This window comes from Beduini sp., assembly GCF_047239305.1.
In the GTDB taxonomy this organism is placed as follows: Bacteria; Bacillota_I; Bacilli_A; order Erysipelotrichales; family Coprobacillaceae; genus Beduini.
This window is the reverse complement of record NZ_JBKTEM010000010.1, coordinates 30,627-44,137: the sequence shown is the minus strand read 5'-3', so window position 1 is coordinate 44,137 and position 13,511 is coordinate 30,627. Positions and strand designations below refer to the sequence as shown.

Annotated in this window: 12 protein-coding genes; 9 read left to right on the top strand and 3 right to left on the bottom strand. The window is 33.6% G+C overall.

Features of this window, described 5'->3' with window-relative positions:
• Positions 1–49: 49 nt before the first annotated feature.
• Together msrB and ACLRVU_RS12150 are read left to right on the top strand one after the other, a co-directional pair.
• Complete coding sequence (gene msrB, locus ACLRVU_RS12155; protein WP_412892045.1) at positions 50–1,003, top strand: peptide-methionine (R)-S-oxide reductase MsrB; 954 nt, start codon at positions 50–52, stop codon at positions 1,001–1,003.
• A gap of 112 nt (positions 1,004–1,115) precedes the next feature.
• Positions 1,116–2,714, top strand: a complete 1,599-nt coding sequence (locus tag ACLRVU_RS12150) for an amidohydrolase (RefSeq protein ID WP_412892044.1) — start codon at positions 1,116–1,118, stop codon at positions 2,712–2,714.
• Between the two features lie 353 nt (positions 2,715–3,067).
• On the opposite strand, the gene ACLRVU_RS12145 is transcribed toward ACLRVU_RS12150, so the two are convergent.
• The 3 genes from ACLRVU_RS12145 to ACLRVU_RS12135 all read right to left on the bottom strand — a co-directional run bounded on the left by ACLRVU_RS12145 (position 3,068) and on the right by ACLRVU_RS12135 (position 6,187).
• On the bottom strand, positions 3,068–4,240 hold the full coding sequence (locus ACLRVU_RS12145) for an MFS transporter (RefSeq protein WP_412892043.1): 1,173 nt from the start codon (positions 4,238–4,240) through the stop codon (positions 3,068–3,070).
• Between the two features lie 76 nt (positions 4,241–4,316).
• The gene (locus ACLRVU_RS12140; RefSeq protein WP_412892042.1) at positions 4,317–5,207 is read right to left on the bottom strand and encodes a PHP domain-containing protein; all 891 of its coding nucleotides are present in this window, start codon (positions 5,205–5,207) and stop codon (positions 4,317–4,319) included.
• Positions 5,207–6,187, bottom strand: coding sequence for an ROK family protein (locus tag ACLRVU_RS12135; protein ID WP_412892041.1), 981 nt, complete (start codon positions 6,185–6,187; stop codon positions 5,207–5,209). Before ACLRVU_RS12135 ends, ACLRVU_RS12140 begins: the two co-directional genes overlap by 1 nt.
• A 248-nt stretch (positions 6,188–6,435) precedes the next feature.
• Between ACLRVU_RS12135 and ACLRVU_RS12130 the strand changes: the two genes are divergently transcribed.
• The 7 genes from ACLRVU_RS12130 to ACLRVU_RS12100 all read left to right on the top strand — a co-directional run bounded on the left by ACLRVU_RS12130 (position 6,436) and on the right by ACLRVU_RS12100 (position 12,932).
• Positions 6,436–7,116, top strand: a complete 681-nt coding sequence (locus ACLRVU_RS12130) for a PHP domain-containing protein (RefSeq protein ID WP_412892040.1) — start codon at positions 6,436–6,438, stop codon at positions 7,114–7,116.
• Between the two features lie 97 nt (positions 7,117–7,213).
• Entirely contained in the window at positions 7,214–7,768 is a 555-nt protein-coding gene (locus ACLRVU_RS12125; protein WP_412892039.1) for a nitroreductase family protein, read from the top strand.
• 336 nt (positions 7,769–8,104) lie between these two features.
• Positions 8,105–8,860, top strand: coding sequence for an ABC transporter ATP-binding protein (locus ACLRVU_RS12120; protein ID WP_412892038.1), 756 nt, complete (start codon positions 8,105–8,107; stop codon positions 8,858–8,860).
• Positions 8,857–10,149, top strand: coding sequence for a hypothetical protein (locus tag ACLRVU_RS12115; RefSeq protein WP_147551078.1), 1,293 nt, complete (start codon positions 8,857–8,859; stop codon positions 10,147–10,149). The genes ACLRVU_RS12120 and ACLRVU_RS12115 overlap by 4 nt, the downstream gene beginning before the upstream one ends.
• Entirely contained in the window at positions 10,146–10,910 is a 765-nt protein-coding gene (locus tag ACLRVU_RS12110) for an ABC transporter ATP-binding protein (RefSeq protein ID WP_147551077.1), read from the top strand. Before ACLRVU_RS12115 ends, ACLRVU_RS12110 begins: the two co-directional genes overlap by 4 nt.
• A 122-nt stretch (positions 10,911–11,032) precedes the next feature.
• Positions 11,033–12,205 carry a methyltransferase domain-containing protein gene (locus ACLRVU_RS12105; protein ID WP_147551075.1) on the top strand — a complete coding sequence of 391 codons (1,173 nt, stop codon included), beginning with the start codon at positions 11,033–11,035 and terminating at the stop codon, positions 12,203–12,205.
• A gap of 1 nt (position 12,206) precedes the next feature.
• A complete protein-coding gene (locus ACLRVU_RS12100; protein WP_147551073.1) occupies positions 12,207–12,932 on the top strand; it encodes an HAD family hydrolase in 726 nt (241 codons plus the stop codon).
• Positions 12,933–13,511: the final 579 nt, after the last annotated feature.

Here is a 13,511-nt window from a genome sequence, read left to right as displayed (position 1 = left end):
AGTATTTTTGAAATACTTTACTTATAATCAGGTTAGGAGCGTGATACATATGAATAAAATCTATTTAGCGGGTGGATGTTTTTGGGGAATGCAGTCTTATTTCGATAATATTAACGGTGTTATTTCCACCAAAGCAGGCTATGCAAACGGAACATTAGAAAACCCAACTTATGACCTTGTCTGTCATAATGACAGTGGTTTTGCCGAAACTATCGAGGTGCTTTATGACTCGCAAGCAGTAAGTTTAGCGTTTTTATTAAAAATGTATTTTGAAGTAATTGACCCTGTTTCAATTAATCGTCAGGGCAATGATATTGGCAGTCAGTATCGCACCGGGATCTACTACCTTCAGGATGAAGATCGAGATATTATTTTAAATGCATTGGCTCAGCTGCAATTACTTTATCAAGACCAGTTAGCAGTCGAATGTGAACCTTTACTTAATTTTTATCCGGCAGAAGAGTATCATCAGCATTATCTGCAAAAGAATCCTAATGGTTACTGCCATATATCCCGTCAAAAGATTGAATCCGCAAAATATGCAAAAGAAGAAAAAATTTCATTTTCTAAGCCGAATGATGAAGTATTAAAAGAACAATTAAGTGAATTAGAATACTTGGTTACTCAGGAAGGCAAGACAGAACCGCCTTATCAAAATAAATATTGGGATCATTTTGAAAAAGGGATCTACGTTGATATTACAACTCGAGTACCGTTATTTATCTCTGATGATAAATTTGATTCAGGCTGCGGCTGGCCAAGCTTCAGTAAACCGATTGATCGTAAACTTATCAAAGAACTTCGAGACTCTTCTTTCAATATGGAACGTACAGAAGTAAGAAGTCGTCTTGGTGATGCTCATCTAGGTCATGTGTTTACCGATGGTCCAATCGAAAAAGGGGGACTACGTTACTGTATCAACAGTGCATCGCTGTTATTTATTCCTTTAGAAAAGATGAAAGAAGAAGGCTATGAAGCATATATTCCACTAATACAAAAGTAAAAGAGTTTCGCGATTCTTTTTTATCAATGTTAAAAGGGAAACATCAATATCATTTTAATTTTTTATAAAAAGGGTTATGATATAAATAGATATAAAATAAAGGAGGGCTTTTATGAACACTATTTATTATAACGGAACAATTTTGACAATGGATTCACATAACAAACAAGCCACCGCGGTATATATTAAAGATGGCAAAATTATAAAAGTTGGAGATGACTCATCTATTCTTCCATTAAGACAGGAAGAAACACAAGTTATAGATCTTCAAGGTAAAGTTATGATGCCGGGATTTATTGATCCGCACAGTCATTTTATTGGTGTCGCTAATTCGCTATCTCAATGCGATCTTTCTGAAGCTGTTTCATTTGATGATATTATCAATAAAATGAAGGCTTTTATAAAAGAAAATCCAGTCAAAGATGGAGAATGGGTTTTTGGCACAAATTATGACCATAATTTTCTTAAGGAAAAAAGGCATCCTGACAAATTTATATTAGACCAGATTTCAAAAGATCTTCCGATTGTTGTTATTCATGCTTCCGGTCATATGGGAATTGCAAATTCTAAGGCTTTAGAACTCCAGCATATTACGGATCAGACGAAGGATCCTGACGGCGGTAAATATAATCGCATTGAAGGAACTAATGAACCTAACGGATACATGGAGGAAAATGCCTTTACGGAATTTCGCAATAATACTCCTATGACAGATATTGGAACTCTATTGAAACTTGTATTAAAAGCACAGGATATTTATGCCAGCTATGGGATCACCACTGTACAAGACGGAATGGTTACTCCGCCATTGTTTCAATTATTAAAATATGTAGCAGAATCGGATATGCTTCAATTAGATGTAGTCGGTTTTATTGATTTAGATCACGCTCATGACTTAATTCGTGAAAAGGAATATGTTAATCAGTATCACCATCGTTTAAAATTAGGTGGTTATAAAGTCTTTTTAGATGGTTCTCCACAGGGACGAACAGCTTGGATGAGTACCCCTTACCAAAATGCTGAAGATGGCTACAGTGGGTATCCAACCCTTAAAGATGAACACTTATACACTTTAATTGAAACTGCCCTGTCAGAAGATCAGCAGCTTTTAGCCCATTGTAACGGTGATGCCGCATCTCAGCAATATATTGATCAATTTGAAAAAGTACTGCAGAAACATCCGAATTGGGAACCACATCGTCCAGTAATGATTCATGCCCAATTAGTTAGAAAAGATCAACTGGAAAGAATGAAAGAAATAGATATGATGCCTAGCTTTTTCGTTGCCCATACCTATTATTGGGGAGATATCCACATTGAAAACTTTGGTAAAGAGCGAGCTGAGCATATTTCGCCGGCAAAAGATGCATTGGATTTAGGTATTCCCTTCACTTTCCATCAAGACAGCCCCGTTCTTCCACCGGACATGATGAAAACTGTTTGGTGTGCAGTCAACCGTCAAACTAAAAAAGGGCAATCAATAGGTGAATGTGAAAAAATTGATGTTTACAGCGCTTTAAAGGCAATCACTATCAATGGTGCTTATCAATATTTTGAAGAGGATCAAAAAGGCAGTATTGAAGCAGGTAAACTTGCCGATCTTGTTATATTGGATAGAAATCCATTGGAAACTGATCCTAAAGATCTTGCAGATATCACTGTACTTGAAACAATTAAAGAAGGAAAAACAATTTTTCAAAGAGAGAAATAAAGAAAATGTCTTGCCATTTTAAAACCGGCAAGACGTTTTTTATTGTGTAAGTTCATAGCCATCCTCTATTTTTAATCAGCAAACTAATATATTAAATCTACCTTGACAATTAAACAGTCTATTAATTTAGTGACAATAAACCATAAAAACAATAAAAACCGTAATAAATTTATTAAATGGTTAGTAGTAGTTACAATAAACATTGAATGATTTTTATCAAAGTGCTTGTATTTTTAAAGTTAAAAAAGACAGTATGAACTAATGTAGCCTATTGCAGCATTGGGCAAAGCTCTATACGATCTATAATGACATTATAAAAGGGCGTTAAGAAATGTTTCTTCGCCCTCGTTTATTTATTTTACTTTTTCTAAAGTTAAGAAACCTAAGATCACACCGGCAACTGAAACAATTGCTCCTAGCAGCAAAGATTCATGTACACCAATCATATCGAGCAGAATACCTCCGGCAAGACTGGCAAACACACCGGCTAAAGTCATTGATGTTGTTAGAAAGGACTGTCCTTTAACCATATCATTTTTCTCAATAATCTGATTGACATAGTAAACAGAAGCGGGAACAAACAATGCATACGCCCCCATTTGTAAAACCTGTGCCATATAAATCATTGGCATATTGGTTGCAGCTAAAGTAAGAATGTGCTTCAAGGCAAAACAAACTAAAGATATTTTAATAAGCAATGTACAGTTTACTTTTTCATTTAATTTATTGAACATAAACATGATTGGCAGTTCAAGCATGGCGGCTACAAAAACTGCATTTCCCATATCACTGCTGTTGCCGCCTACGTTGGTTACAATCTGAATAAAGAAGTTATTAATAATGCTGTGTGCAAAATAAATACATACAAAGCCTAACAGGAATATCATGAATTTAATATACTTATGCACAAACTGTCCAAATGATAATTGTGACTTCTGTTCTACTTCATTTAGCTCACTATCTGTATTATCATCTACTACGGTGTACAACTGAATAATAATATAAAGCAATGTATTAAATAAAACATAAGCCAATGGAATAATTGAACTGTTTACGGCACTTACAACATATCCTAATGCAATGGAAGTTAAGGCATAAGCAGCTGATCCTAATCCTCTGGCTACCCCAAAATTGATCTTATAGCCAAACTTTTCAAAAACAAAAGCAAAGGAATTGATTAATGGCATTAATGAGGTCGTTAGTGAAAAGATAACGATAACAAAGAAAGCCAGAATTTGCTTATTCATCGGAATAAAATAAACGGCAGCTGAGCAAATGATCGTCACTGCCAACAGGATACGAATAACAAGATTGATCTTCGCTGTAGAAGATTTATCTGCAATCGTTGCGATTAGCGGCTGTAAAATAACTGCCACAATACTGCTAAGTGCCAAAGTGATTCCGATGAGCGAGTTAGAAAAGCCTTCCCCCAATAAATAAACGGAAGCATAGCCCATCATTGCACAGATTGCTGCACAGTAGAAAATCTGACTCAATGAATATTTTATATTTAAGACTCTATTCATTTTTCTTCTCCTTCTTTATAGAAAATATATTATTAGATATATTCTATCATCTTTTGTTGAATAATTGTTCGTCTATTTAAATCAAATGATATTCTTTTAATTGCGCTTCAATCTCATGTTCATCAATATGGCAGCGTGTTTCTCCAAGTTCAATCGCCGGTTTTGTTTTTCCATGATAATCACTGCCACAGGTGATCAGCATTTGATGCTCTCTCCCCTTTTGCAGGAAGTAATTTACGGTGGCTTCATCATGATAATTGCTGAATGCTTCTACGCCCTGAAGTCCGATTTTTACCATTTCATCGAAAACTTCAAATTGTCCTTTTAAATTATTTCCCGGGTGAGCCAATACAGCAATCCCGCCATTGTCATTGATAATTTTGATAGTTTCTTTTAATGATGGAAATAATACTTCCGTATAGCAAGGCTTTCCTTGAGCATAGTAATCCCAATAAAAATTCACATAAGGATTATCGCTTCTTTGTCCATTTTCTCTGTATGGTTTTAATAATGGATGATCCTGATAACGAGAATCATTCAACAATGCTTCGGCAAACATTTCCCCAGTATAGACACCATTTGCACTTAATTTGTCTAACTGACTCTTATCCAGTTCAAAGCCAAGCTGGTTTGTAAGTTTTAACTTTTCCTCACTGCATGATAATTCCTGTTTCAAAATATTTTCTTCCAGTTTGCTGAAGATTGGATTTTTATGATCAATCCCGTATCCTAAAACATGTAGATTAATGCCATTATAAGTACAATCAATTTCAATCGCATGAATATAATGCATACCGTATTCTTCTGCAGCTTTCTTTGCCTCATCAATACCTTTGACACTATTATGATCAGCGATTGCCATTATTGTAATTCCGGCAGCATGACATTTGTCAACCAATTGAGCAGGTATAAACTCGCCGTCATCACTGTACATGCTGTGCATGTGTAAATCAATAAATTTATTCATTATTTTTTCCCCTTGTTCTCTTTTAAATTTCTGATCGCTATACTATAGAGCCCTTTCCAAATCATTTCATTCATCTCTTTAATTTGAACGATCTGTGGATAATGGTGCTTCGGTATTTCACTGCCGCTGTCTAAGAGCTCAACAGATTCTACAACATCACTGCAAACCCCGATTATTTCCGGATTAAATACACAACATAGTGTCATTATTTGCTTAGTCAGCAGTAACTGCGGATTTTCTTTTAATAATTGATCCTGCTGAGAGTGCGTATAAAACGGCAGATAGCGCAATTCTCCGGCAAAATGTGAGAAGCCATTATATAATTTATGATCAATCATCATACCACACCCTACATAGACTGCTGAGGGCTGATAGATAAATGCTAGATGTGGGCTCTTAGGATACATATAGGATAAACCAATACAGGCAATGTTCACATCATTTTCGATGACATAGTCCACTCCATAGCGTTGCTTTAATGTTTCACCTAAATGACAGCCATTCAGCTGTTCAAAATCACAGATATCTATTTTTCCATCCTGACAAATTCCCGGTATACTGAGAACTAAAAGAGAGAGACTTCTATCCTTTGCCATCATCTGATCTACTATATCGTTTAATTCTTCTAAATTGCCTATTTTACTTACCAATTTTTCTTCATGAAGGGTTGTTCCCATCAGATCTATCGTTCTGCCAATAAACTGATACTGATCTTGATCGCGTTTTAAAATGATCATACCCATATGATAATAATCTTTATTAAGAATATACTGTTTTGATTTTCTGCCCCCCGTAGATTCCGCTTCTCCAATATATTCAATTTCTTTCTTTTCTATCAGGTCATGAAGAATATTTGTAATCCCCGCTAAAGATTGTCCAGTTTCTTCGGACAATTCATTTTTAGTCCATACTTGAACATTGTAAAAGCACTCTCTTATCTCTTGAATATTACTAAGTTTGAGTTCATTTATTCTCGCCAAACAATCACCTCCGCTTCTTTCGTTATAATATGACGAATGTTATAAAATAAGTATACGCTGAACAGATGATTAAGACGCTTTATTTTCATAACCTGAAATAATTCGATTTTTCTATATTGCTACTGTCAAATTGTGCTTATTATAACTATTCGTATCAGCATTCATTTAAACTGTTTATCCTTCTTGAATATTGACTGCTTGTTGTTTCAAAGCTATACTAAATGAAATACGACAAGGAGGTCTAATATATGAAAATCGAATTGCATACACATACCAGTGAAGGAAGTTCCTGTGCAAGGGAAAAAGCCAAAGATGTTATTAAAGCCTATCAAGAATTTGGTGCAGACGGAGTTGTGATTACGAATCATTATTCAAAAAATACTTATGAACGTTTTAAAGATGATCTAAAGAACAATTATCTTAAAGGGTATCGGAATGCTTTAAAACAGGCGGAAGAATCTTCGATCAAGGTATTTTTAGGGATGGAACTTAATCTTGCCTCACATCCTAATGACTATCTAATTTATGGAATTGATGAAGCTTTCATTATTAAATATCCTACTATTTTTAATGAAAGCTTAGAAAGTGTTGCAGAAATTGTGCATCATGAAGGTGGTGTTATTTTTCAGGCACATCCTTTAAGAAAACCATGTGAGATAAAAGGCGCTGATGTCTTAGATGGCTATGAATTTAATTACACCCCTTTTCACAACAACTATAATGATGATTTAAAACAATGGGCTTTAGACCATCAAGAAGACTATCCATTTTTACAGTACATTTGCGGCAGTGATTGCCACGGTTTTGAAAGCGTTGGCTGTAAATTATTTGAAATAGATGTTCCCATTAATAACAACAAGGAACTTGTGCTGGCACTTAAAAATAAACAATATAATTTTTTCAATAGCTTAACAAAGAATAATAATTAGATCAATAAACAGACAAGAATGCGCAATTTAAGACAGGACAAGCAGTGATAAACCTTTTAAAATAAAATTAAATCTAATTTTAAAAGGAGGATTACAGATGGAATTTAATGAAGTTATTCAAAACCGAAGAAGTATTCGTCACTTTACTTTACAAGAGGTTGAGCAAGATAAGGTCGACCAGTTAATTGATTGTGCACGCTTATGTCAATCTGCAAAAAACAGACAACCTTGGAGTTTCATGATTCTAAAAGGACAGGAAAAAAACAAAGTTGCAGATATGATGATGGAATCTTCCAATAAGGAAAGCAAAGAAATATTTGGTTATGTCAATACCGTAAAATATTCAGCGGAGATAATCAAAAGGGCACCGCTTTTAATCGCTGTTTTTCAAGTCTATGAAGAAGAATGGTTTGCTTCTGATCTTCTATCAACGGGAGCTGCAATAGAACATATCTGCCTTGAATGTGTAAATCTTGGCTTAGGTTCTGTATGGATCGGAGATATTTGGTTTAACGAAAGAGCTATTTCTAAATATCTCGGATGTGATCATCTGCATTTAATTTCTGCTGTTGCAATCGGATATCCGGCGGAAACACCTAAACCAAGACCAAGAAAATCAAGAGAAGAAATTTTATTATCCAAAAAATTATGAAAATGAATATGTAGTGATCTATCTTTCGATAGATCATTTTTATTTATATTAAAGATGAAAAATAATATATAAAAGTTCTATTCTAAATAAGTATGTAATTTATTTTATTCTAATCTGTATGACGTGAAAAATTGGCTGCTCCATTTCAGCAGAAAATCTTTAAAGCAGTATTTTATTCGCAGTAAGAATCTATAATTATATATATAACAAAAAGAAAAGTTTTCAATTTTTGAATAGACAGTTGCGATTATCTGCTTATTGTAATAATATATAAGTATATAAATAATAAAAATAATTTTCATTAATTTATTTCATATTAATTGGGGAGGAGATTTTATGAAAAATAATATTATCACCTTGCAGGAGGTGACAAAAGTTTATGATTTAAATGGTCCTAAGCCGTTTATGGCAATTGACCAACTTAATTTAAAAATTGATGTTGGTGACTTTATTTGCATTATGGGACCATCGGGAAGTGGTAAAAGTACATTAATCAATCTTATTTCAACGATTGATTATCCTACTTCCGGTGAAGTGATGATCAACGGTAAAAGGTCAACAGATTTGGATGAAGCCGCTTTGAGTCAGTTTCGACAAACTGAACTTGGCTATATTTTTCAGGAACATCAATTGATTGATTCCATCACTTTATTTGAAAATATTATTATTAAACATCCTATCCGTCAAAAGAAAAAAACTATGGAACAGATTCATCATTTAGCCAAAATCCTTGACATCGATCAAGTGCTCTATCATTATCCAAGAGAATGCTCGAGCGGACAAAATCAGCGTGCTTCTATTCTTCGTGCTTTGCTTGATCAACCGAGAATCATTGTCGCTGATGAACCAACCGGTAATCTTGACAGTGTCAACACACGTCAGCTGTTAGATCAATTTACTATGATTAATAAACAAGGAACAACTATTTTAATGGTAACGCATGATCCGCTTTGTGCAAGCTATGCTAATAAAGTTTATTACTTAGTCGATGGACGTTTTCAGCATATTTATAATAAGGAAGATCTCACTAATGAAGCATTCTACAAGCTGCTCTTTAATGCAATTGTTCCGGATATGGAGGCGTTATTATGAGAGATTTATTTAATTTTTCTAAAGAAAATTTCATGTTAGATAAGAAAAAGAATTATGTATACATGTTTATTTTGGCTTTTTGTTCTTCTTCTGTACTCTTATTCTTTAATTATATGAACAATGATTCCTACAAAGTTGTAAGCATTGGTGGATCATTCTTTTCCGAAAATAATGCCAACCTTTTTGTTATGACAGTGGGATTAATAATGATCTTAGCAATCGGTGGATTAATGTATGTCATTTCAAATACTTTTCTTAAACAAAAAAACAAGGAAATTGCTATACTGCATCTTTCCGGTGTAAACCTTGTCAGGATCAGTGTGTACTTCTTAATGCAGATTACGCTGGTGTTGATTAAAGCTATACCCCTTGGTATTGTATTATTTATTATAATGAATCCTATTTTTAATGGTATTATAAGTTTGACTACCAGTGCGGTGATTCCCCTTTTCTATATTTCCAGCGAAGCGGTTGTCTCCAGTTTAATGGTAATTGGCATTGTAATCGTAACACTAGCTATTGCGGCTGTCGGCTTCGCTTATCAAAGTGAACTTATTGATTTATTAAGTGGTCCATCTAAAAACAGTAAGCCATTACCTGTCTCTCATATACGTATGCCTAAGATTGTTTGGTGGCTTCTATATGCTGCGGCAATATATGGAGTAACTACTGTTTCAGGTCAAAGCCGCGCACTATGCTTTATGTGTGGACTAGGGGCAATCGCATTAAATAAAATTATAAAAAAAGCCTTGTCTAAAGTATTCCTGCTTATTAGAACTAAATTCTGCGTAAACAAAAAAGAAAGTATGATTGCCATCGGACGAGCTTCAGATTTAATTATTTCATTATGCGGTTACATCTGTATTACCTTTATAGCGATGACCTTTTTAATGGCATTTATGATCGAAACGATGAACGATACAAAAATATTTTCTATCTTATGTATGAGTTACTTTATTATCATTGTATTAATGAATCTTGCCTTGTTTTATCGTAATCTTATTGAAACACCTAATCAGATGCAGCAATTTAGAACACTCTACTATCTTGGTTTTCAACGTAAACAGTTAAATAAAATTAATCGTTTAGAATTATTTATCCTATTTATTATGATGATTATTTCTCCTATTATTTTTGGCGGAATGATGATCGTAACGAATTTATCATTTATGCCAGTATCTATGGGATTGAGCCTTCTTTGCTTTAGTGTATTATGTACAATCATCTCATTAATTGCAACCTATTGTTATCGCAAACGATTATTAATGAAAGAAGGTGCCTTATCATGAGTTCACAAAAAGATATTATTTTAGAAGCACGTCATCTTACAAAATCATTTGGCTTATACCGAACCAATCGCCATGATGTCATCAAAGGCATTGACTTAAAAATCTACAGTGGTGAATTTGTGTGTATTATGGGTCCTTCAGGAAGCGGAAAAACAACACTTCTCAATTTATTATCTACAATCGATGCACCCACTACCGGATCTGTCATCATTAATAATATCAGTGTGGGTAAATTAGGATTAATTGGATTAGCAGACTTCAGGCATGAACATCTAGGCTTTATTTTCCAAGATTTCTATTTAAATGAGCGTCTAAGTGTATTTAAAAATATTGCAACACCCTTGCTTGTAAATAATGTTGATAAAGAAGAAATAAGACATCGTGTTCAAGATATTGCCTACCTACTGCATATTGAAGATCAGCTTGATAAAATGGCAGATCAGTGTTCACGTGGTCAAAAGCAGCGCATAGCTGTAGCCCGAGCATTAATCACTAATCCAAAATTAATTGTCGCTGATGAACCAACCGGGAATTTAGATCAAAAGAATGCTCATGAACTGCTTAAAATACTGCAAAAGTTAAATAAACGTTTAAACCTAACAATTTTACTTGTAACACATGATCTCTTGGTGGCAAGCTATTCAAGTCGTTTCTTTTACTTAAAAGATGGTCAGATCACCACTGAGTTTGAACGTGGAGAATTAAGCCAACTTGATTATCTGCATCGTATCCGAGATTGTTTTGAAGATGAAGAAAGCTAATTTGTTTTAAATAATTATATAAGCTAAGCAGGACAGTATTATTGCCGTTCTGCTTTTTCTATAATTCTTATTGACAGGCACGGTACGTTCCACTGTAGAATCAATGTAGGAGATGAAAAGAGATGTCAAAATTAACTTACCGAGAATTTTCAAAAATCAGTCAGTCAACCATTAGAACCTTGAGATATTATGAATCTCTTGGTCTATTGCAGGATGAATTAATTAATGGAATAAAATATTTAGATGACAGTAATCTGATTAAAATGCAGACCATTCAATTACTTAAAAAAGCAAATTACACTTTAATGGAAATAAAAGAGATTCTTTCTAACAGAGAAATCGAAGATCAATTGATTATGCAGCAAGACTTATTGAATATTCAAATGACCAATATTAAAACTATGCTTGGTCTTATCGAAAGACTGAAACAAAATAATGGTATGGGAAATCAAGATATCTATAGAGAATTTTTAAGAATTCAGAATGCTTCTAATCTGCAATTACAGTTTCAAACACCTGCAGGGTTACAGACACGCATTAAATTTCATCAGCATCATACCCAATTTCATGATAATTATCATCAATGGATGTTCAGTCATTATTCATTTACACCTCAAGCAAAAATACTGGAAATTGGCTGTGGAGATGGCAGTTTCTGGCTATCAAACGCAGATAAAATTCCTAACGATGTTGAAATAACACTTACCGATCTTTCCGAAAGCATGGTAAAGGAAAGTCAACAGAATTTAAAGCATATAAAACAAATCAAAGCTTACGAGATTGCGGATTGTTACCACCTTTTATATAGTGATCATCAATTCGATATCGTTATAGCCAATCATGTGTTAATGTATTTTGAAGATTTATCCTCAACATTAAACGAAATATGCCGTGTGTTAAAAATCGATGGATTATTTTATTGTTCTACTATTGGAAAAGAAATGATGAAAGAACGAGATGCTTTGCTTTCTAAATTTGATAAAAAGATCTCATTTGATCAGCCTATTTTGTATCAAAAATTCGGCTATGAAAATGGAAAAGAAAAACTAGCCCATTATTTTAATGATATTCAGCTGTATGAAAGAAAAGAAATCTACCAAATCACAGATTTAGACGAATATTATCATTTCTTACTAAGCAGCAAAGGGCTGGGCTCAGGATTAGAGCCCTTATATAAAAAGCAGGATAAACTGTATGATTATTTAAAACAATATCAACAAAGATTTGAACATTTCAAGTTGACCTCTCATGTCGGAATGTTTGTATCAAAGAATATAAAATTAGGAGAACACTAAAATGATAAAAGATATAAAACTGATTATTTTTGATCTAGATAACACACTGATAAACTATGGAGGAGTAACAAAAAAAGCATGGGATCTGACATGTACTGAAATGGTAAAGCATTTTCCAACCCATTGTGATGCCTTAGTATTATCGGATGAAATTTATAAAGTAAACAACAGTATCTGGGAAGATGAGGCAAAAAGACCAAGAGGAAATTTTTCCTTTGATGAGCTTAGACGAAGTATTATTCAAAAAGCTTTTTATAATTTAAAGATAAATAATTCAGAAGCAATTGAATTTCTAGTCATGCATTATGCAGAATGCAAGCATGAAGCTGTCTATGTCTTTGATGATGTTCATCCAACCCTACAAACTTTAAGAGACAGAGGATATATACTGGCACTGTTGACAAACGGAGATGCTCTGACACAGCGAGAAAAACTAGTACGCTTTGATTTAGAAAAATCATTGGATTTTATCTTCATCGATGGCGAACAAGGGATTGGAAAACCTGAAAAACAAGCTTACGATAATGTTTTAAATGCCTGTAATGCAAATGCTTGTGAAGCCTGTATGGTAGGCGATCATTACCTTTGGGAAGTGGTTGCTCCTAAAAAATATGGGTTAAAAGCCATTTGGGTTAATCGTGATCATTCCCCTATTCCCATGGATGAAAGTATCAAGCCTGATTACAGAATTGAAAATATACGGGAATTACTTAATATTTTCAAATAAACCCGCATCACATTTAGAAGAAGAAATTTAAACTAACCCAAATAGTTAGATATTCTAGGTTGATTTAGATTAGATTTCTTCTTTTTTTAGTTACAGATGTGTTCAACAGAATAAATTTCCCACATATCGCAAGTAATATATTTATTACGTCTTACTCCCACTAATTTGTATGCATCGGCAGATATTTCTACATGTCTTTTTAAAGATAACAGTCATGACAACAAAGAATTACCTCTCTTCTTTAGGCTAGACATAATTTAAAAATATCTCCTCATAGCTGAGTATTAGACAGGTAATATTACGCTAAGTATTAGTTAATCCTTACTGATATTTTAATAAAGATACGTTGCCTTGTCATAACCACAGTAATTCCCCAATAAATCTAAGTCTTTATCTTTTCTTGAATCAATATGCTCCTTTATATCTTTGAAAATAGAATATTCTCCATGTAAATCTAAATAAATATAAACTTTTCACCTCACTATTTTAACCTCATATAATGCACTGACTCTACCTATACAATAGATTTCTTTTTCTTCCTTCTCTTTTCAAAATAAAAATGACATATGGATACATATG

What these genes read in the sequence shown, in the direction of transcription:
- ACLRVU_RS12105 (WP_147551075.1), top strand. Translation starts at nt 11,033, where the DNA reads ATGTCAAAATTAACTTACCGAGAATTTTCAAAAATCAGTCAGTCAACC.
- msrB (WP_412892045.1), top strand. Translation starts at nt 50, where the DNA reads ATGAATAAAATCTATTTAGCGGGTGGATGTTTTTGGGGAATGCAGTCT.
- ACLRVU_RS12125 (WP_412892039.1), top strand. Translation starts at nt 7,214, where the DNA reads ATGGAATTTAATGAAGTTATTCAAAACCGAAGAAGTATTCGTCACTTT.
- ACLRVU_RS12150 (WP_412892044.1), top strand. Translation starts at nt 1,116, where the DNA reads ATGAACACTATTTATTATAACGGAACAATTTTGACAATGGATTCACAT.
- ACLRVU_RS12100 (WP_147551073.1), top strand. Translation starts at nt 12,207, where the DNA reads ATGATAAAAGATATAAAACTGATTATTTTTGATCTAGATAACACACTG.
- ACLRVU_RS12140 (WP_412892042.1), bottom strand. Translation starts at nt 5,207, where the DNA reads ATGAATAAATTTATTGATTTACACATGCACAGCATGTACAGTGATGAC.
- ACLRVU_RS12110 (WP_147551077.1), top strand. Translation starts at nt 10,146, where the DNA reads ATGAGTTCACAAAAAGATATTATTTTAGAAGCACGTCATCTTACAAAA.
- ACLRVU_RS12145 (WP_412892043.1), bottom strand. Translation starts at nt 4,240, where the DNA reads ATGAATAGAGTCTTAAATATAAAATATTCATTGAGTCAGATTTTCTAC.
- ACLRVU_RS12120 (WP_412892038.1), top strand. Translation starts at nt 8,105, where the DNA reads ATGAAAAATAATATTATCACCTTGCAGGAGGTGACAAAAGTTTATGAT.
- ACLRVU_RS12115 (WP_147551078.1), top strand. Translation starts at nt 8,857, where the DNA reads ATGAGAGATTTATTTAATTTTTCTAAAGAAAATTTCATGTTAGATAAG.
- ACLRVU_RS12130 (WP_412892040.1), top strand. Translation starts at nt 6,436, where the DNA reads ATGAAAATCGAATTGCATACACATACCAGTGAAGGAAGTTCCTGTGCA.